The organism is Shewanella intestini, assembly GCF_018221465.1.
GTDB classification, from domain to species: domain Bacteria; phylum Pseudomonadota; class Gammaproteobacteria; order Enterobacterales; family Shewanellaceae; genus Shewanella; species Shewanella intestini.
The window spans coordinates 40,453-62,328 of sequence record NZ_JAAIKR010000017.1; the positions used below are offsets into that span (position 1 = coordinate 40,453).

Here is a 21,876-nt window from a genome sequence, read left to right on the forward strand (position 1 = left end):
TCCCTTAAGCTTTCTCCGCCTAACTTACCCCAAAAAAAAAGGCCTGCAAATGCAGGCCTTTTAGAGTAGTTAGCGCAATTAAAAGTCTTTCACGTCAGCCATATCAGGTAAACGATGAGCAATACCTTTATGACAATCAATACAGGTTTTCTCGCCGCTTGCTAATGCGGTTGAATGCATTTGTGCTGCGCGGGTTGATTGACGAGTAAAGTCCATAGAATCAAATTTATGACAATCACGACACTCTTGTGAATCATTGGCTTTTAAACGTTTCCACTCATGTTTTGCTAATGTGCCACGTCTTGCCTCAAATTTTTCAGGAGTATCAATCGTCCCTATAATTTGCCCATAAATCTCTCTTGATGCTTGCATCTTACGAGCGATTTTATCAGTCCACTTATGTGGAACATGACAATCGTGACAGGTGGCTCTCACACCTGAGCTATTGGAGTAATGAATTGTTGATTGCAATTCATGGTATACGTTTTGGTGACAATCACTGCAAAACTCCTCAGTACTTGATGCCTCTAAAGCAACATTAAAGCCACCCCAGAAAATAATACCGGCAACAAACCCACCTAGAGTCAGAAAACCTAAACTGTAATGTACACTTGGCCGACGTATTACTCCCCAAATGACTTTTAGCTTAGCCAATAGACTAGCTACCATGACCGCTCCTATTTCTCTTTCTTCATTAATTCATGTAAATCGACAAAGTCATTTCCTACCAACGGTTTTGCATCAACTTGTGGTACATGGCATTGAGTACAGAAGTAACGGCGAGGCGATAATGTCGCTAAAAAGTTGTTATCGCGATCCATATAATGAGTCACACTGACCATTGGCGCTTTTGAATAAGTACTACTCTGGCGCGAATGACATTGCATACATTTGTTCGCTTTGAGGTCAATTTGATAACCATCAATTTTGTGCGGAATAACCGGCGGCTGCATTGGATAACTGCGCGCTTTTTCCACATCCGTGTTATCCACTTTAGGCATAACTGGCGGAGTTGGTTCAATATCAAGTGGTACTTGACGCAAAGTTGCAACTTTATCAGCAGGAATCGTTGCTGCCATGGCGCTCATTGAAAGACCAACTAAGGCGATAACAGATAAAATTTTACGCGTTTTCATAGTATCTCTCCTTAGGCTTTGACAATTTTGATGGCACATTTCTTAAAGTCCGTTTGTTTTGACAAAGGATCTGTCGCATCAAGCGTTACTTTATTAATGAGCTGACTAGCATCGAACCAAGGAACAAACACTAGACCTACAGGCGGCTTATTACGACCACGGGTTTCTACGCGTGTTTTAATCTCACCACGGCGAGAAATCACTTTAATGGCATCACCACGGCGTAAACCACGTTTCTTAGCATCTTCTGGATGCATAAAACACACTGCATCAGGAAAGGCCTTATAAAGCTCTGGCACACGTTGGGTCATTGAACCGGAATGCCAATGTTCTAGAACGCGACCGGTTGATAACCATAGGTCAAACTCTTCATCTGGCGATTCAGGAGCAGGCTCATAAGGCAGTGCATAAATCACGGCTTTGCCATCAGGTTTACCATAGAACTGGAAACCGGTACCCGCTTTCACATAGGGATCAGAACCTTCACGGTAGCGCCATTTAGTTTCAACACCATTCACAACAGGCCAGCGTAGACCATGTTCTTCGTGGTAACGGTCAAAGTCGGCTAAATCATGTCCGCGACCACGACCAAATTGTGCGTACTCTTCAAACAAACCTTTTTGAGCATAAAATCCAAAGTGATTTGCTTCATCATTCATGTACTTGCTGTCCATGTCTGATAATGGGAATTTCTCAACGTTACCATTTTGATACAATACTTGATAAAGGGTTTTGCCTTTAAACTGTGGATTAGCATCAAGCACTTCTTTTGGCCACACTTCATCAGTGGTAAAGCGCTTAGAAAACTCCATTAACTGCCACAAGTCAGAACGAGACTCACCTGGCGCTTTAACCATTTGATGCCAGAACTGAGTACGACGCTCGGCATTACCATACGCGCCTTCTTTTTCAACCCACATTGCAGCAGGTAAAATCATATCGGCAGCTTGTGTTGTTACTGTTGGGTAAGCGTCAGAGACAACAATAAAGTTTTCAGGATTGCGGTAGCCCGGTAAACCTTCTTCATTCATGTTTGCCGCAGCTTGCATGTTGTTATTCACTTGAACCCAATAACAGTTTAAATCACCGTCTTTAAGACGACGATTTTGCTCAACCGCATGATAACCTGGTTTTGGTGGAATAATACCTTCAGGAATATTCCATATTTTTTGTGCTGCCGCTCTATGTTTAGGGTTTGTGACCACCATATCAGCAGGCAAACGATGTGAGAATGTACCTACTTCACGAGCAGTACCACATGCAGATGGTTGACCGGTTAATGAGAACGGGCTGTTACCTGGTGTTGAAATTTTACCAACCAGTAAGTGAATGTTGTAAATAAGGTTGTTACACCAAACACCACGAGTATGTTGATTAAAGCCCATGGTCCAGAACGAGGTTACTTTACGATTTGGATCAGCGTAAAGTTCAGCTAATTCTATCAATTTATGCTCAGAAACACCCGACAACTTGCTCACTGAAGTGACGTCATAATCGGCAACAAATTTCTTGAACTCTTCAAAATCAATTGCAGTAGAACTACCTGCTGTAGCAACATTTTTTGCTTTTTGTTGTAACGGATTGCTAGCACGTAAACCATAACCGATGTCCGTTTGACCTTTACGGAAATTAACGTGTTGTTTAACAAAGTCTTTATTAACCTTGTTATTTTGAATAATGTAATTAGCAATGAAGTTCAAAATAGCTAAGTCGGTTTGTGGTTCAAACACAACAGGAAGATCAGCTAAATCAAATGAACGGTTCTCGAAGGTAGACAGAACAGCCACTTTTACATGTGGTGCTGATAAACGACGGTCTGTTACACGTGTCCATAAAATGGGATGCATTTCTGCCATGTTTGAACCCCAAAGTACAAACGCGTCAGCCGCTTCCATATCATCATAACAACCCATTGGCTCATCAATACCAAAGGTTCTCATAAATCCACCAACAGCAGATGCCATACAATGGCGCGCATTAGGATCAATGTTATTTGAGCCAAACCCAGCTTTCATTAACTTAACTGCCGCATAGCCTTCAAACACTGTCCATTGGCCAGAACCAAACATACCCACGGCAGTCGGTCCTTTTTCTTTCATGGTTTTCTTCCATTTGGCAGCCATTGTGTCAAATGCAGTGTCCCAAGTAATCGGGGTAAACTCACCATTTTTGTCGTATTGACCATTAGTCATACGCATCATTGGAGTTTGAATACGGTCTTTACCGTACATGATTTTAGAAAGGAAGTAGCCTTTGATACAGTTAAGGCCTTTGTTTACTTCACTTTTAGCATCACCGTGAGTTGCAACAACTTTACCATCACGCGTTGCGACAATAACCGAACAACCAGTACCACAAAAACGACAAGGCGCTTTGTTCCATTCCAGTTTGGTTTGCTCAGAGCTAGTAATTAAATTACTTGCTGCTGCAGGTAAAGCCAAACCAGCGACACTGGCTGCTGCCATCGCTGCATTGGCTTTCATAAAATCGCGTCTATTCATTTTCATATTTCACCCTCTTCAAGTGCTTCACTTTGGTGATAAACCATGGTCGCTGATAACACACCAGGCAATGCATTAATGATAGCAATATCGTCCATCAATGATTTCTGGCTGAGCCCCTCAATAACAACGACTAACTTAACGTCATTATTGGCTGATAACTCTGCATTCTTTATCGCCATGATTTGCTGTCTCACTTCTGCCATCATGTCAGGTTGCACTTGGACAATAAGACTGGTTACGTGAAGTTCATTGCTCATTAATTTAAATCCAATTTAAAAAATTATTATTGTTGTTGGTTTATCCTGCGCCTGGAGGACCGGTTAATATTTGACTGAACCAAATACTAAAGCCTAAGGCACTAATAAGTACGGCTGTTAAAATAGGAGCTAAGAATACAGCCAAAAATAAAAATATTTTGAACTCTAAACTTTTCTCATTTTCCTTATCTTGACTCATGGGCCCTCCAAGAGTGACTAATTTAAGTAATAATTAAACTGCTGTTTTCATTTTCAATTAATACAATTTAAATAAATTTTATCGCTATTCAATTTGCAAACTATATACTCACAAATTGGTAAAAATGACTTAAGTTGATCCAGATCAACAAAGCGCGGTGTTTTTTCAACAGTTTTGGTTGAAAGTCACGTAAGCACCGATTAAACAAAGGTAAATTTATAAATCAATGCGTTTATTTTGCGACACTAGTGTTCAGTATAAGATAAGAAAAAGCTTTTATGTTATTTAATTGTGAAATTAATAAATTAAACTATGTAACTGAAGTTGCAATTGATATATATAAAGACGATTACTGGATAAATCATGATATGTGGTAGCGACGATTAACGCAAAAATATCCCTGTTAATCGCCTCTAGCTTACACTTAATTTAACTGGTATCTCAATACTTTAAGTGACTTTTGTTCATTGACATCTTGATAAACGGCAGGATTAGCTAGGCGCTCAATAAAGCTCAAATTAGGTGCAGTGTCGATCACTTGTTTTTTTAGAAAGTCACAACCTAATTCGGGGGCATTCAAACAAAGTAGCACTTCCCCTTTAGGGTTTAGTAGCTGGGGAATTCGCTTTAACAACCTTTGGTAATCTTTGGTCGCCACAAAACTCCCTTTTTGATTACTTGGTGGGTCAACCACGATTAAGTCGTAGCCTCCTAATTTAGTAAGCTTGCCCCACGACTTAAAAATATCATGACCAAAAAATCGAGCTCCAGTCGTAAAATCATTAAGTAAGTGGTTACGTTTACCGATAGCCAGCGCGCCTTTGCTCATATCCATATTCACGACCTGACAAGCGCCACCTTGAAGTGCCATCACACTAAAAGCGCAAGTATATGAAAACAAATTAAGCACATTTTTATCACGGCTATGTTGCTTAACCCATCGGCGTCCATTGGCCATATCTAAAAATAGCCCATGGTTTTGTCCACGCAATAAGTGGATTTCAAATTTGGCATTATTCTCACTGATAATATGCGGATCAGGGATTTCACCACAAATAACTTCAGTATGCGTTTGACCTGCTGCCCGATACTGAAACACGAGGTTTAACTCCGCACAATGATGCTTTTGCTGCCAAACCTGTTTAATTGAATCAAATAATGTCGTTTGTTCATCCACCGATAATACATTAAAGCTGGTCAACAGCAGTACAGGCTCATACCAATCAAGACAAAGGTGCTCTTGTGCGGCAAACAACCCACCTCGACCATGAAAAATGCGTCTTGAATTGTTATCTAGTTGTGCTTGACTTAGTGCGTCAATTAACCCTGTCATAGTTTCTCTTTTAAAAAGTCATAATTGTATTTAAATCTGTCAAACAATAAGATTGTTATCTAAATTTGACATAAAAATGAGTATTAATAGCTAGGTGCCATCAATGATACAAATAGTTGAAGATCAACTCACTTGTTGCTCTTTTGTCTCTTCCTCTATTTTGTTTTGTTGCTCCAATTCAGAACCATCAGAAAGCATAATGGATAACCAATTGCCTGATTGGCTCGACTCTAAAGCTATCTTAACAATCATGGTTAAGGGCACAGACAATAACATACCAACCGAGCCTAACATCCAGCCCCAAAATATTAATGACAAGAAAACCACTAACGTTGAAAGCCCAAGTCCTTTACCCATGTATTTAGGTTCAATGACATTGCCCATAATGGTATTTGTGCCAAGATATAGCGCAGCAGTTATCCCAGCAGCACCAGGGCCCATTTGAATAAACGCTAACAATACGGCAGGAATCGCTGCAATGATAGAACCAATATTGGGAATGTAATTAAACAAGAAGGCAATCACCGCCCATAACAGCGCATAATCGACACCAATAATCGTTAAGCCAATGCCGACGATAATACCTGTCGCTATACTCACCATGGTTTTAATCAACATATATTGATTGACTGAATGCAAGAACTTATCAATTTGTTGTAAACGCATATCTGGATCATCGAGTGCAAGATGTAGCTTTTTAGGCATCGACTGCGCTTCAAATAACATAAAAACAATGGTCAAAATGATAAGAAATAAGTTTGCCATAACATTACCAAGCCCTGACAGCATGTTGGTCGTCATACTTAATGCCATGCTTGGATCAAAATAATTGAGAACTTTCTCTCTTGAAATATGAATATTAAAACTGTTTAGTTTTTGTAATATCCACGAAAATTGCTCGACTAATTGATTGCGATAAACAGGCAACTGTTTGGAAAACTCATTAATTGAACTGCCAACTAAGCTGGCTAGCCACAAGCCCATTAGCACGATAAACAACATCAAAATCATCACAGAGATACCTTTTGGTATTTTGTAACGTGTCATCATGACTATCGCTGGATTGCATATCATCGCCAAAAAGGCCGAAAGCACAAAAGGAACCACAATTGGGCTTGCTGCTTTAATGCCTGCCATGATAACAATAAGGCAAGCCATCACAATAAAACCGCGTGCTGCCATCGATGAATCTTGAAGTCCTTTCATAGAAATTTAACCTTTTAATAGTTGCTAACTTTACGCATTCAGTATGCTAAGCTAATCGACAATGCTTTACATTTATTCAAACTTATCAACACCTTTAAATTACAAATAAAATAAATGACTAGAGGACAAAAACTGAATGTTAAATCCAAATACAGCCATCATACGCATTAAAAACTTACGTCTTCGTACTTATATTGGGATTAAACAAGAAGAGATTGATAATCAACAAGATGTCATTGTGAATGTGATAATTCACTATTGTGCCGAAAACGCTCGCAATAGTGAAGATATTCAAGCGGCATTAAACTATCGGACTATCACCAAAAAGATTATCTCATTAATTGAGGACAACCGTTTTTCATTATTAGAAAACTTAACCAGCCAAGTATTAAGTATTGCCAGCGACCATGATTGGGTTGAATATGCCAGTGTCGAAATAGATAAACCCCACGCATTGCGATTTGCCGATTCGGTTTCCATGGAGCTGTGTTACCACAAAAACGCATAAATGCTGATCAAAGCGCCGTAAAGATACGTACTTAATTAACACGCTCAAAGTATCTTGCGAATGTATTGGCAGCAAAGACAAGTAGATGGTTCTCACTTTAACAAAGATTAAAGGTGACATATGAAAATCCTAATTACTGGCGCAACAGGTTTTGTTGGACATCAACTTGTCAACGCCCTCACTGAGCATCAGTTATTAATTTTAAGCCGTAACCCTAAACAAGCACAGGCAAAGTTAGGGGCTCAACATCAATATATTGACTCAATTTTTGCACTAGAAAACCTTAACGACATTGACGCTGTCATTAATTTAGCCGGAGAACCAATTGTTGGTAAACGTTGGACACACGAACAAAAACAATTAATTTGTGATAGTCGTTGGAATATTACCTCAGCCATTAGTCAACTAATCAAACGAAGTGAACAACCACCCCATACATTTATTAGTGCTTCTGCTATTGGATATTACGGCCGCCAAGACGATAATCAATTAACCGAAGACAGCCCACCACATGACGAATTTAGTCATCGAGTTTGTCATGAATGGGAACAACTAGCCTTGCAAGCCGCATCTGATAAAACTCGGGTGTGTGTGACGCGAATAGGTATAATTTTAGGCAAAAATGGTGGCGCACTGGCTAAAATGTTATTGCCATTCAAACTTGGGCTCGGAGGACCAATAGGTTCCGGCAAACAAGGTTTTAGCTGGATACACATGAGTGATATGGTTGGATTGTTATTGTTTCTACTGCAACATAAAACAGCTAGCGGTATATTCAACGCCACCGCACCGACTCCCGTCAGTCAAGCAGAATTTGCAAAAAAATTAGGCCATAGTTTGCATCGACCGACATTTATCCCTACCCCTACATTTGCTCTACGTGCTGCAATGGGAGAAATGTCAGATTTACTGACTCATGGCCAATTTGTCATTCCAACGCACGCATTATCAGCTGGCTACAAATTTAAACAACCCGATCTGCTTGATGCGTTAAAAGACGTTGTGAGTTAACAATGCCAAATGAACCATGTATATAATGTTACGTTATGCTTAGACTGCGTTTTATAGTCAGTTTCTTTTGCACGTAATTAACGCTTCTTCACATTGCCTTAAGTATTAAAAACTCACCACACTATCGCCTTGTTAGCCATTGATTGATAAGTTTTAACCGTTAATTGAGAGAATTGATACTGACATTGAAATTACAGCAGGTATATCTAACGACTCTTTGAGTGTTTAGCTTGTTAAGCACTCTTCACTCTTCACATACCAATACCGCACATTCTTGCCATTTGCATCATACACAAGCATTGATGATGTCGATAATCGCTTGATATCGCGCGGGCAACTCTCGGGCATTTTTGTGGATTAATAATAGTGGTTCTGCCACGTACTCTAGATTGTCATCGGTCCCTAATCCACTGGCAATATGTACCTTTTGTAAAAATGGCGAATGCAGTACGGCAAATTCTGGTAGCACCGTAAAACCCAACCCTTTAGAAACCGGTAATAAAATATGATTCAACTGGTTTACATAACCAGTAATTGGCACCTGATTCGCTTGCGCTAACTGCGTAGAAAAATAATGTCCACTAAGTTGATGCCAATAATGCTTACCATCAGGATGATTAATCATCCCAATATGATGTAATGAGTCGATAGATATTGGCATTTGCGCACAATATTGTGGCAACACCAAACATAATTTTTGTTTACCTAATACTGAAATATTTAGTGCGGGATGACTCACTTGCTGAGTGATCACTCCAATATCAATCTCATTACTAAGTACACTCTCAATAATGCGTTGATTAGGGGCGGCTTCAAGTGAAATGGTTAATTGCGGAAATTGTTGTTGGTGTGCCACCAGCTGCGGATAAAGCAGCATTGCTAATGATCCCGAACAAGCAACTTTACACAGCCCTTTCATTGGGTTGTCTTGACTGAGTTGCTCAAGAAAATCGGCTTGCTGCTTAACAAGTTCTTTGGCGTAACGATATAACTTGTCTCCTTCATGAGTCAGTTCAAACCGTTTACCTATTCGATTAATTAACGCCATTCCCACTTGTTGCTCTAATTTTTTAATATGTTGCGTCACGCCAGGTTGCGTCATATACAGTTGCTCTGCTGTCTGACCAAAATGCCCCACTTCAACGAGCTTAATAAATGTCACTAAATAATTAGGAGTTAACATAAGAATGACCGAAATAAAATAACTGTCACGACTTTACTATAGCGCTGCATGATTTGCACAATTACCTTAACGACTCACTGACAGCCGCGGTAAATTAAACAAAAAAACTTCTACGCTTTATTGGAGTTATCATCACTCGAACCAATAAGGTAATAATAAAGAAGTTTACAACCGAAGCGCAATTAGAATGTGTCGAGTTGTAACTATCCAAACATACAGCATTAGCCAAAACTAAAAAACCACTGATTTGACTCAGTGGTTATAAATTTATACAGGCTTATAGTAACTAATTTATTTTATATTCCTCATCCAAAAGTTGCTCATTTTCACACATGTTATCAACATAACTATCGCCATCTAGGTAATAAGCACAAAAATCTTTATTACCTTCATCATCATAATACTTACGTTTAAGCATATTACTTTCTTCATCGTACCAATATAAATCTTTCTGCTGATAACCATTATTGCCGTATGAGTAGTTGATAATATCTGGGCCAATATCTCTACCATAAACCCATTTACCATCAGGAGTCGTTTTCATCCAAGATCTATATTGTACATCGCCATTTGTGAAATACTTGATTACCGAAGGTTTATCATCGTAAATCACATAAAAACCATTTTCAATCTTAGAATCCATTCGCTTTATTGCATTACCATTGCTATCAACTGCATCGTAATAGCCAGTAGATGTGAAACCTTCTGGATTAGTATTTATACCACTTATAAATACCCAACTGTTTTCAGCGTTACCACTTTCATAAAAACGAGTCATAGCTGCAGAGCATTCATTGTGATAAATATACTGATTGTTCTTGGTATAGCCAGTTGTTACATAACCATTGCTTTCTTGAGTTGTAATCGGATAAACAGAGCCGTCTGAGTCAATGTAGTTATTGCAAATATCAATCGGTTCAATATTACCATTAACGTTATACTCAGCATCTAATCTAGCTTCATTTACACATTGATAATCTACTACTTCGTAATCACCCTCACTATTAAAATAAATACAATCTTTAGCTGTTCCATCGACATTGAAATCTTTACGTTTTGTTTTCATTTGAGCTAGATTATACCACCACATATTAGTGTAATGGTTACCTTCAACATCAGCATAGCGAATTTGGTCTGGTCCAAATGCTCTACCAAAAGAGTCACCTTCATGCCAAGTTTTATATGTTACACGACCTGATTGATAATAGGTAATTCTTGACGGTTCATCTTTAAAAAGAAAATATTCACCATTCTCATCTTTTCTATTAATTTCTTTTTTAGCCTGCTCACCATCAAAGCCAAAATTGTTATAGTAGCTAATGTATGAAATATCACCGTTATTATACTCTACATCCTCAAAGTAGTATGAGTCCCTATACTTTAAACCCGAGGCATAATATTCCGAATATGCAGGTCCGCAATGGTTGTGCCAGATGAACTCTCCCTCTTTCCTGTAACCTGTATGCTTAAAAATAGTTCCATCTTCTTTTGTATTTTCTTTAAATTCAAGTTCAAAAAGGTTGCCATCTTTATCTGTATAAATCTTACAAAGATCAATAGGTTCTTCTGTGATAATTTTTTCTTCAATTGCTATTTGCGTAACTTCAAGCAGTTCTTCTGATCCTAAAAATGATTTTTCTTCCGAATAATGGTAAAGCTGATTACCTGCAAAATCGACACTATAAGATTCAAAAGTAAGTTCGGTATTTTCTGGAACACCTTTAATAACCCCAAGCCATTCACCGTTTGTTTGTTGTATTAATTCAGCTTGTATAGATAATGTGTCAGTTGTAACTTGAGCAAATGTTTTGAAAATAGTTTCCTTTTCATCTGAAACTATCCACTGTATTTCAGATAAGCCCTCAAGACTTTCATTAGATATAGATACATTAAGGTTAATTGAATTTGGTTCAACTTTATTGACTAATACCATGACCAACGCTTCAGATATGCCGCCATCATTGTCAGTAACGGTTAACGAAAAAGTTAGTTTTTCATCTTCATTTACTTCCGGTGCCATAAAAGAAACAGTAGCAGTATTGGCATTTTCTATAGAAACAGGTATCCCTGATTCCTGTTTCCATATATAGCTTGCAATAGTTCCGTCTTTATCAGTGGCTGTAGCACTAATTACGGCAATAGACCGCTCATCAATATTTAGTTCACTAACGACGTCAATTATAGGTAGTTCATTAACATTGCTTATTAATACCGTGACCAACGCCTCAGATATGCCGCCATCATTGTCAGTAACGGTTAACGAAAAAGTTAGTTTTTCATCTTCATTTACTTCCGGAGCCATAAAAGAAACAGTAGCAGTATTGGCATTTTCTATAGAAACAGGTATCCCTGATTCCTGTTTCCATGTGTAGCTTGCAACAGTTCCGTCTTCATCAGTAGCTGTAGCACTAATTACGGCAATAGACCGCTCATCAATATTTAGCTCACTAACGACTTCAATTATAGGAGGCTTATTCTCTGGAACAGGAGGTGCGACTGGGTCTGCTGGTGAGTCACTCTCACTTCCACAGGCAGACAGAATTGCTACAAGTAACAAACAAACAACAACTTTCATGAACTTCCCTTACTTATTCTAATTTATTAGGGTCAGAGTCCTTGAAGTATTATTCATACATCAAACATGCAACCTAACCAGTCAATTTTCCGGTATTGTAAGTAGCATCTGATAACTAAACAATCGAATATAGTCACCTTAGCGTAACAATTTGTAATGTCGACTATTTATCAATTCAGTAAGGTTATTTGAATATTTCGTCGCTGATGTTCAACATGAGCCTTTATTTTGGTGCAGTGAAGTTCATTTACCGCGTTTTAGATTATTTTCACTTATTTATATCGACATTTTGACCTCAATATTAGGGGGGTGTTTAGTTAAAGAAAATCACGTTTTAAACTCCATTTACTTCCTGTTTAACTGTTATTTTGCTATGGGTAACTGTAACCCTCCCTTAAAATCAGAATGTTTTAAATAGCGTTCTCATTCGCACTTCGCTCTGATGAGCCAAATATACCTTTGCACCTAAAGCTTGTAATCTGGTTTCATGTCCTGCAAATTATCAGTCGTCATCATGAGTACATCATCCTGATAAGTTTCCAGCCAGCCGATAGCGACCTAAGTCACGACAAACGCAGATGTTGAATTAACGTTTTAGCTAAATAAAATCGCGCCTTGGGCCTCTATCATCGACACCATGGTGCCGCCATTAGGCTTACCTAGCACAGTATCAATTTCCCAATCACCATCGCTTTCTCCACTTTCTACTCTGTCTGGCCGCTTATCAATTGGTATTGCATTTTATATTGCCGGCTCCTTATCTTTATTGCCTTTGCTATAGCATTTGTGCTTTTGAGGTAAATGACGATAACGTTTGCCACTTTGTTGTTTATCTTTAGCCAGAAGAGCGGACTATTTCCCCCGTTGACTTCTTATTATCCTATGTATGAGCGTCGCAGTTATCAGAGTGGCCACATGACTTATTGTTAGCCAATCAGACCATTAACCCGCTTTAAGTAATGCACCACAAGATTGATTCAATAACTGTCTACAGCGCCACATGCCTAATACTGCCACAACAAATGCCCCCGCTAATGGCGAAATGGCCCACCAAGGCCAATGCATATAAACCACTAACTCAAACACCTGTGTTTTAAGCATATACAAAGCAAACTCGGCGACAATGACCGCTAAAAATCCAGCTATCGCCCCCAGTAAAGCAAATTCAAACCCAGTCGCACTGCGTAATAACCAACCGGATGCGCCGAAAGTTCTTAGTACTGCTAATTCTCGTTGCCGTGTGGCCATTCCCGCTTCGGTTTGGGCAATTAACACTAATGCACTGGCCAACAACACTAATGCCAAAACCAGAGATAACGATAACGATACTTGGTCGATAATTTGTCGTAATTGACCAACCATGGCTCCAACATCAATCACAGAGATAGTCGGGAATTGTTGAATTAGCTGTAATACCAATGCATTCGCTGTAAGTTTGCTGCCATTAATTGCTAATGTTTCGTCATCTAAATGAAAACTCGCCATCGAGGTATATGCAAAGCCTTGCAATGCTTTAGGGCGAAAAATCATAAAGAAGTTAGGTTGCAACGTTTCCCACTGCACGGTTCTAATACTGGCAACCGTGACATTGACTCGTTGATTATCAATTGAAAAAGTTAAGGTATCACCTAAGCTCAAACCAAGGCGTTCAGCCACCCCTGACTCCACTGATACTTCATCATCTGTTTGATTAAATGTCCCTTGAGTTATTTCATTATTAGGTGGTAACGTGTCACGAAATGTTAAATTTAGCTCACGTGAAATCCCTACCCGCCCTTGGGTGCCGTTTTTATGTTGATCTCGTGAAATCAACTTTTCATCGTTAATGTGGGTTAAGCGGCCGCGGATCACCGGATAAATATCAGTAGCAATGATGTTATTGCTATCAAGAAAATCATCTAACGGTTTGGTGTCTTCAGGGGCGATATTAACCAAAAAGTAATTAGGAGCATTTTCTGGCAATTGCTTTTGCCATTCATTAAGTAGATCTTGCCTTAAGGCCAAAATAGTCAATAACAATACTAAAGCACTACTAAAGCCGACTAATTGCACTGCATTTTGTTTGGCTCTGCGGCGTAAACCTGCCAAGGCTAGCTGCAAGGGATTGGTGGTTTTCATACCAACGCCGTGGCCAATACGCACCATGACAAATCCAAGTACACTTAATAATAAACCAAGCAGTAACACCGCAGAAACCACGGTCATCGTCAGTTCAATGCTTTGAGAATATAAGTAACCGAGTAATGCCATCGCACTAAGACTTAGCAATAAATGCAGCCACATTCCGACTTGCAAGCCTTCTAATTGATTTTGTAACACTCGCAGTGGTGGAATAGATAACAACCGCAATAATGGATAAGCAGAAAACATAAACGCGCTTATCAGTCCTGTTGCCACGCCAAGCATAATCGGTCGTAAATACGGCGGCGAGTATGCCGCTATTTCAGCAGGTAAGAACCCATTAATGGCGTAGTCTAGTAACATCCCACCAATGAGCCCGAGCAAAATACCAAGCCCCGTCACTAGCAATAAATGCAATGTAAAAATTTGACGGATTTGTTTACCAGATGCACCAAATGTTTTCAGCATTGCCACCACGTCATAATGTCGTTGACAATAACGCTGCGCAGCAATGCCAATGGCGGCACATGCTAATGCAATCCCCAGTAAACTGGCCAACAATAAAAAGCGTTCAGCCCTTTTTACCGCTGACGCAATAGGAGAATCGCCTGACTGCACATCAACCCAACGTTGTGAATTATTCAACATGGGTTTTACTTGCGTTTCAAACTGAGTTAATTGCTGCGGATTACCCGTAAATTGATATAAATAAGTCACCCGGCTTCCCGGCTGAATAATGCCTGTATCAGCCACATCCGCTAACCGAATTAATAACACTGGGGACGATGCGAACGGATTAAAGCCGCCATCGGGTAAGCGGCTAATTTCAGCTGCCATATCAAACTTCACATCACCCAGCTCAACGTGTTTAGGGTAATTCAATAAGCCGCCAAGACGATTTTCATACCAAGCTTGATGCTTTGATGGCAGTGATGATGTTTCGCCACTATTGAGTTCGATCACGCCTTTTAACGGGTAAGCCTCCCCGACAGCTTTTATGGTCACTAACTGGAAATTATCATCAGCATAAACCATCGAGTTAAACTGCATATTGGTCACATGTTTTAAGCCAATATCTTCAGCAATTGTCAGTATTTCAGGTGCAATTGCCACAGGAGAGTTAATAATACGATCGGCGGCAATAAAGTTTGCTGCTTCACCATTAATTGCCACTTGTAATCGCTCACTAACCCGAGCAAGGCCGCTAACAGAAAGCACTGCTAGGGTGATTGCCAAGACAATCAGAATTAACTGACCTTGGCTCAATTCTCGTTTAAATAATCGCCACGCAAGTTGCCAAGACATTAAACAACCTCCGCTTTATGAGGCGTTTGCTCAACCGCTGAGTGAACATCATTTGCTGGTAAGCTCTTGGTTGTTTCTGTTAAATGGCCAACTTCCATGGTTAATTGTCTGGCGCAGCGCTGCGCTAATTGCAGGTCGTGGGTGACTAACACTAATGTTGTGTCACTTTCTTGGTTTAACGCGAACAACATATCAGCAATTTTTTCACCATTAACACTGTCAAGGTTTCCGGTGGGTTCGTCGGCAAACAACACTTTGGGCTCACAAATAAAAGCCCGAGCAATAGCGACACGTTGTTGCTCTCCACCCGATAATTGCTTAGGTAAATGAGTTAAACGATGCCCTAATCCCACGCGTTCAAGCATGTTCTCAGCTTTTGATTTTGCATCAATAACGCCTGCTAATTCAGCAGGCAGCATGACATTTTCTAATGCCGTTAAGGTGTCAACAAGCATGAAAGATTGAAAGATAAAGCTGACTTTTTTCTTTCTAAGCGCAGCTTTTTGTTCTTCATTGAGCACAGACAATTCCACACCATCAAGCATTATCTCACCTGATGTCGGCGTATCAAGCGCGGCAAGCAATCCTAGTAAAGTAGACTTTCCAGAACCAGAGGGACCGAGAATAGCAACACTTTCTCCCTGCTTGACATCCATATTAATGCCATTGAGGATAGTAAGCTCTCCCTCTTGGGTCACTACCGTTTTATTGAGGTTACTAACACAAATGGCACTTGCAATTAACTCACTGTTTGTCGACATACGATCCTTCTTTGTTTTATCTATTAAACGCACGGCACTGGTTTTAGGGTTGTTAGTTAGCTTGATGGCACCAACCTATGCTGCCACGATTTTAATCTTAGGTGATAGTCTAAGTGCAGGTTATGGCATTGATGAAGACCAAGGTTGGGTCAATTTGTTACAACAACGTTTACCAGAACATAACATAATTAATGGCTCAGTGAGCGGAGAAACTACAGCAGGAGGATTACGCAGACTCCCGAGTTTACTGGATTTACAACAAATTGATTTAGTGGTAATTGAGCTCGGTGGCAATGATGGTTTGCGTGGATTTAATCCTAAACAACTGAAATCAAATCTTACAAATATCATTGAATTATCGATTGATCATGGTGCAAAAGTCTTACTAACTGAAATCATGGTGCCACCGAATTACGGCCCGAGATACAGCAGTATGTTCACCAAGGTCTATCATCAGTTAGCCAGTGACTACGATATCCCTTTAGCCCCATTCTTTATGCAAGAAATCGCCCCGAATAAAGCCTTAATGCAACGCGACAGCATTCATCCAAACGCACAAGCACAACCTCAAATAACTCAATGGATGCAACCTTGGATAGAAAAAGCACTAAAAGTTAAATAATTACAGCTAAATTGTGACTCAAAGTTCACTTTATGTTTCTAAATAGTGCTTTTAAAGTCATATTATTTTAAGGTTAGCCCGTTATGATAATGCTAATAAAAGCAATATCTTCACTAAATTCGACTAAACCCTATGGCAAAAAGGAACTATCATGTCAGCCAGTCGTCAGAAAAAAGTATACTTACCTACTTCCGCTCGAAAAAACCAATTTATTACCGTAGGTTTCCCTCTAACAGATGAATTCGTTAATCACTATGACAATATTGATGATTGTTACCGTGAGTTTAGTCATCTTGTTTTTAAGCTCGCTGAAGAGTTTGAGCTGTACAACGTACATGTTGTAGCAACCGATAAGCTCCCTGTTGTTCGCTATCACGCTGAATCTTATTGCTTCCCAACACAAGAACAATTACGTTTTTTTTATAATCCTGCACATCATGAAGCTAACCGTTTACACATGACTAGCGGTTACCGTGCTAAAAAACTAAAAATCGTCTTTTTATCTACGGGAACTGAGCTTAGAAATAACGCAGCAAGTTTCCATGCAAAAATTCAAGCATTTAACAATGCATTAAAACCAATGTTGCCAACGCAGTCATTGGCCATTAAAGTCCGAGATCATCAACATATCTCATATGACTTTTTTGCCAAAAACAAAGGTAACAAAGAAAGCTATGCCTATAAATTGCGGGTGCTAAATAATCGTTACCAACGCCGTGAATGTGAACTACCAGAAGATGTCAGCAGCTTAAACTACGTCCTTATCACCTTGCCAGTCGGTAGAAAATTAAAAAATCAGTTACTTGATGACACTGCAACAGATTATAACAGCAGCTATCAAGCACTTTGTGACAACTTCATAGAGGCTGCAAAATCGAAACAATTAACCAAATTGGCTGTTATTGCTAACGGTAAAGTGCCATTAGTACGTAACAGTAAATTTGATGAATTAAATAGCACCGATGAATTCCAAGTGATTGGTTTTGACCCAAATATAAGCGAGCACAAACCCGTGTGTCATTGGAACCATGACGAAGTGGCTGAAGTCATCCGCTTTGTGGTTGTTGCAGGCAAAGAAGATGTCATTGACGAGGGGTATGGCCGCTTTATGAACCAAGTTGAAGAAGCCATGCGTAAATTTATTAAACAATATACCTTTGACAAAGAACATGTGGACTTAACGATTCGTTTCCACCAGCACTTAAGTTACAAAGCGTAAACATCGCTTTTGGCAATAAAAAACGGCAGATTAAAAATCTGCCGTTTTTTATTGAGTAATCTAAGTCATTACACTTGATTCGAGCGCTCAATAACACGATTAATAACTGAGTTAACTGATAAAGAAGCACCATGGGCTATTTTGTCTGCTAACTTTTTACGGGTCTGGTACTTAATTTGAATCACTTGATGGCTTTTAGCAAAATTAAGTACGACATCATCGCTAGTTGAAATTTCATCGACTAAACCAAGCTCAATTGCTTGTTGTCCATACCAATGTTCACCGGTTGCCACTTTAGAAATATCCATATCAGGACGGTATTTACTCACAAATGACTTAAACAAAACATGTGTTTCTTCCAGTTCTTCCTGGAACTTACCTCTACCTTCATCGGTATTTTCACCAAATACAGTCAAGGTTCGTTTAAAGTTACCCGCGGTATGTTGCTCATAGTCAATTTCATGTTTTTTCAATAAGCGATTAAAGTTAGGCAACTGAGCAACAACACCAATAGAGCCGACAATAGCAAATGGAGCTGCAAAGACTTTATCGGCAACACATGCCATCATGTAACCACCTGAGGCGGCGACTTTATCGACACAAACATTTAATGGAATATTCGCTTGGCGAATACGGTCTAATTGACTAGAAGCTAAACCGTAGCCGTGTACCATTCCACCGCCACTTTCAACATTCACTAAGACTTCATCACCCTGTTCTGCAATCGTTAAAACAGCAGTGACTTCTTCTCTTAATGAAGTCACTTCATTGGCATCAATACTGCCTTTAAAATCTAAAACAAAGACTTTATTACGTTTTTCATCCGCTTTATCTGCTTGTTTTTGTTTTTCTTTTACTTCTTTCTCATAAGCTTTAAATTGCTTTTTAGATAATAATTCTTCTTTTAAATCATGCGCTAAATCAGCTAATCTCTCTGAAATATCAGTGATTTTAAGCTCACCTTTTTCAGCTTTATTTTTCATACTTGATGCTAAAGTAAAAATCACCACGGCTAGAATAGCCACGACAACGGTCACGGCTTTAGCGAGAAACATGCCGTACTGTGTTAAAAATTCCAAAACCTACTCCAATCGAAAAATCATAAAAATACTGGCCCAATAGTAACAGCATTCGCATATGACATAAATAATTCATGCCACACAATCCAGCTATCTTTCGTTGCTATAGACACAAAAAAGCCCAGCAAATGCTGGGCTTTAATCAATCGCTTAAATACTAATCACAGCTTGCTAACACACCAGGGTTAGTCACCACAATTGACGCCATACCTGACGCTGCAGATTGCGCAAAACCCGTTACCTGTTGTTGCATTTCAGCGGTTGCATAAGCCGCCATACCATCAGTGACATTTGGTATTTCACTTGGGCTCACCAATGAACTGTGATGCCCTTTGGCAAAGCGCACAGCACCAGAACCTGCCGTCGTTGTTGCCACACAATCTAGCCCTAAAGCAGTAATAAAGGGTTCTGTGCCTGATAGTGGGAAACTATCTACACGATTAGGTAATACTTGATCGCCTAAGTTAGTTTCATCACCCACTACTTCAATTAAATGAATAGGCGTTTGCGACTGCGCAAGCGACGCAGCATGGTTAATAGGGTCAGCAGAGTCAATTGCCGTTTGAACCGCAAATGCAAAGGTGGGGATAAAGCTTTCGTACACAGCATTCACTAATGCAGTATATTCTGCAGAGCCTTGTTGATAATTTTGAGTATTCGCTTCATCAACTAACGCTTGGAACGAAGACGACGCCAGTACAGTGCTATATAACACGGGACCAAAGGTTTCGGAGCCAACAAATGAACCGGCTAATCCACCCGATGGTGCAACAAGTGATGCAGCATTAACGGCATAGGCATTTGGTAGTGCTTCACCCGTTTGAGGGTTAATTAACCCTGTATTAGCATAATTGGTGGCCATTGACCCCACAATACCACCTAAACTTAAACCTTGAATGCTGACGTTATTGGCATCAAATACAGGTGTTTCTCCCGCCGCAGCTAGATTGCTAGCTAACCCCGTCAGTAACAACCTTAGACCAAGATGATCAAGCGTAGCTTGGCGAAAATTATCACGAACGGTAAGTGTGCTAGATACGTTGACAAATACTAAAGGATTACCAGTAGCAAACTCTGCAGCTTTGCCAATAGAAGCAGCAAACTCAGGTGAAGTTGCTGACATGTCGTATATACCATCACCATTTGCATCAAATGACCGTTCACCATGAAGCGGCATATCAATAGAGACTGTTGCCACACCTGCCGCAGCATACATACCCGCATAAGCTAATGACATTTCTTTACCGCCACCTAAACCATGCATAGCAATGGTCGTTGGCCAGCCTGCTGTTGGTAAGCTAAAAGGTAAATTATTTGCACTGGTAAATGCCTGAACTTTTGCAAGGTTTGGCAAGGTAATCAACACATTAACTTCTTCCCAGTGTGATACTTTTGCAATGGGATTGAATTTTGTTAAATGTTTCGTCTTATCTGCAGCTGTGCCATCCTCCAGCATCCACTCATAACCAGCTAGTAGCGCAGGGTTTGTCATAGCAGCTTGTGGGTCAATCCCTTGTGCAATTGCTTGGGCGGCAAAACTTGCATTGCTTAATGTGCCAGCTTGCAGCGCTGAAAGCACCGAGATAGGACTATCACCACGAGCCATCCAGCGACCATTTGGCGCGCTAGGAACCCCATCGATAATCGGAATAACACATTGCGCAGAAGAACAATCACCATAAATAGGCAAATTAATTTTTGCGGTATATACATCAGCAAGGTCCGAAACCACATAAGCAAGGCCATCAGCACTGGTCAGTTGAGCCATTTGCGCAACCGTGACAATGCCACCGGCACCATTAGACATGGGGGTCGGTACTTGTGTAAATGAAGGTGTGTAGCGTGGGTCTGCGGCCATAAGCAACTTACTTGTTTCATAAACGTCAGCAACAGATTGTGTGGTAAATAAGCCGGTATAAGTTAATGTCTCCGCGTCAACACCATGTGCCGCCGCTAATCCTTTTTCATAACTATTTACTAACCCTTGTAAAAATAATTGATCAGGTGTTTCTAATGGTTTGGTTTCGATGTCTAATTTAAGCAGCCCGTAAGTTGAAGATGGCTCAATAGCACGGCCTAACGAATCTTCAATTAAACGGGTTGTAGCATAAATATATGATTGATTGGGTTTGAGTGGTTTGAGAGGGATAATGGCCAAGGTTTCCCCTGCGCCTTGGGTGACAAAATCAACACCATATTGTAACTCAGCACCCACTTTACATGCCGAAACACTTAACTCAGCAGCGCATTCAGGGTCGCTTGATAGTGCACCACCGGTGGTTGCTTCAAACATACGAATCGCACCAGGCTGAGCAACTGAAGTGGCATCTAGCGTTAATGGAACACCGTTATTTTGTGCAAGTTCAATTGTGATAGAGATAGGAGATGTCGTTGACCATCCATCAAGGGCACCAAGTGCATATTGCGGATTAATATAATCTGTCCCATCTTCACCAGGAATACTCAGCGTACCGTCAGTGGTACCATTAAAAAGTAAATCATTTGGAAGTGGCACTTCACCGGCTGCAGGATCAAATACTAACTGAGACACTGGAACAAGGGTTTCAGCATTATTTTTTGCTTTATTAAAACTATCCTCAGAACAAGCAGTTAGTCCTAACGCAGATGTTATTGCAATACCCAGAATGAGTCTTTTCATCTTTTTTCCCCAAATCTTGTTGTAATTGTTTTGTTTCCCCAAAAAATTGGTCACAATAGTGTTAAATGATGACCAAAAGGACATATTTTTGTCCTTAATTTATCTCAAGTTAACGTAAAATTAGCGAGTTAGCTACAAGTTTGTTACATATGAATGCCACTTCAATTTTATTTTGTCAGTCATTTGTTTAAAACAAGC

At 39.9% G+C, this 21,876-nt stretch carries 17 protein-coding genes; 4 read left to right on the forward strand and 13 right to left on the reverse strand.

From position 1 onward, the window contains the following. Positions 1–78 precede the first annotated feature (78 nt). From G3R48_RS14785 to G3R48_RS14815, 7 genes are all read right to left on the reverse strand, one after another. Positions 79–669, reverse strand: coding sequence for a NapC/NirT family cytochrome c (locus G3R48_RS14785; protein WP_153662207.1), 591 nt, complete (start codon positions 667–669; stop codon positions 79–81). A gap of 8 nt (positions 670–677) precedes the next feature. After that, entirely contained in the window at positions 678–1,136 is a 459-nt protein-coding gene (locus G3R48_RS14790; protein ID WP_153662209.1) for a nitrate reductase cytochrome c-type subunit, read from the reverse strand. Positions 1,137–1,147: 11 nt separating this feature from the next. Next, positions 1,148–3,637, reverse strand: a complete 2,490-nt coding sequence (gene napA, locus G3R48_RS14795) for a nitrate reductase catalytic subunit NapA (RefSeq protein WP_153662954.1) — start codon at positions 3,635–3,637, stop codon at positions 1,148–1,150. A 2-nt stretch (positions 3,638–3,639) separates the two neighbouring features. Then, positions 3,640–3,897, reverse strand: coding sequence for a chaperone NapD (locus G3R48_RS14800; protein WP_153662211.1), 258 nt, complete (start codon positions 3,895–3,897; stop codon positions 3,640–3,642). Positions 3,898–3,937: 40 nt separating this feature from the next. Further along, the gene (locus G3R48_RS14805) at positions 3,938–4,096 is read right to left on the reverse strand and encodes a periplasmic nitrate reductase, NapE protein (protein ID WP_153662213.1); all 159 of its coding nucleotides are present in this window, start codon (positions 4,094–4,096) and stop codon (positions 3,938–3,940) included. Between the two features lie 424 nt (positions 4,097–4,520). After that, complete coding sequence (locus tag G3R48_RS14810) at positions 4,521–5,429, reverse strand: class I SAM-dependent methyltransferase (protein WP_153662215.1); 909 nt, start codon at positions 5,427–5,429, stop codon at positions 4,521–4,523. 123 nt (positions 5,430–5,552) lie between these two features. Then, positions 5,553–6,635 (reverse strand): AI-2E family transporter, encoded by a 1,083-nt coding sequence (locus G3R48_RS14815; protein ID WP_153662217.1) that lies wholly within the window; start codon positions 6,633–6,635, stop codon positions 5,553–5,555. 136 nt (positions 6,636–6,771) lie between these two features. On the opposite strand from G3R48_RS14815, the gene folX reads away from it, so the two are divergent. Further along, entirely contained in the window at positions 6,772–7,143 is a 372-nt protein-coding gene (gene folX, locus G3R48_RS14820) for a dihydroneopterin triphosphate 2'-epimerase (RefSeq protein WP_153662219.1), read from the forward strand. A 120-nt stretch (positions 7,144–7,263) separates the two neighbouring features. Further along, complete coding sequence (locus tag G3R48_RS14825) at positions 7,264–8,154, forward strand: TIGR01777 family oxidoreductase (RefSeq protein ID WP_153662221.1); 891 nt, start codon at positions 7,264–7,266, stop codon at positions 8,152–8,154. Between the two features lie 286 nt (positions 8,155–8,440). Here G3R48_RS14825 and G3R48_RS14830 read toward each other — a convergent pair whose 3' ends face one another. The 4 genes from G3R48_RS14830 to G3R48_RS14845 form a co-directional block, all read right to left on the reverse strand. Next, the gene (locus G3R48_RS14830; protein ID WP_153662223.1) at positions 8,441–9,337 is read right to left on the reverse strand and encodes a LysR family transcriptional regulator; all 897 of its coding nucleotides are present in this window, start codon (positions 9,335–9,337) and stop codon (positions 8,441–8,443) included. 286 nt (positions 9,338–9,623) lie between these two features. After that, positions 9,624–11,912, reverse strand: a complete 2,289-nt coding sequence (locus G3R48_RS14835) for a PKD domain-containing protein (protein ID WP_153662225.1) — start codon at positions 11,910–11,912, stop codon at positions 9,624–9,626. A 942-nt stretch (positions 11,913–12,854) separates the two neighbouring features. Next, the gene (locus G3R48_RS14840) at positions 12,855–15,338 is read right to left on the reverse strand and encodes an ABC transporter permease (protein ID WP_153662227.1); all 2,484 of its coding nucleotides are present in this window, start codon (positions 15,336–15,338) and stop codon (positions 12,855–12,857) included. Further along, complete coding sequence (locus tag G3R48_RS14845; protein WP_153662229.1) at positions 15,338–16,099, reverse strand: ABC transporter ATP-binding protein; 762 nt, start codon at positions 16,097–16,099, stop codon at positions 15,338–15,340. Before G3R48_RS14845 ends, G3R48_RS14840 begins: the two co-directional genes overlap by 1 nt. Positions 16,100–16,163: 64 nt before the next feature. Here G3R48_RS14845 and G3R48_RS14850 point away from each other — a divergent pair, with 64 nt between their 5' ends. Both G3R48_RS14850 and G3R48_RS14855 read left to right on the forward strand, forming a co-directional pair. Continuing rightward, positions 16,164–16,721: an arylesterase gene (locus tag G3R48_RS14850; RefSeq protein ID WP_153662231.1), complete on the forward strand. Its 558-nt coding sequence runs from the start codon at positions 16,164–16,166 to the stop codon at positions 16,719–16,721. A 151-nt stretch (positions 16,722–16,872) separates the two neighbouring features. Beyond that, positions 16,873–17,940 (forward strand): DUF3083 family protein, encoded by a 1,068-nt coding sequence (locus tag G3R48_RS14855; protein ID WP_153662233.1) that lies wholly within the window; start codon positions 16,873–16,875, stop codon positions 17,938–17,940. A 68-nt stretch (positions 17,941–18,008) separates the two neighbouring features. Here the strand turns inward: G3R48_RS14855 and sohB are convergent, their stop codons facing one another. After that, entirely contained in the window at positions 18,009–19,019 is a 1,011-nt protein-coding gene (sohB, locus tag G3R48_RS14860; RefSeq protein WP_153662235.1) for a protease SohB, read from the reverse strand. A 157-nt stretch (positions 19,020–19,176) separates the two neighbouring features. After that, the gene (locus G3R48_RS14865; protein WP_153662237.1) at positions 19,177–21,678 is read right to left on the reverse strand and encodes a VolA/Pla-1 family phospholipase; all 2,502 of its coding nucleotides are present in this window, start codon (positions 21,676–21,678) and stop codon (positions 19,177–19,179) included. Positions 21,679–21,876: the final 198 nt, after the last annotated feature.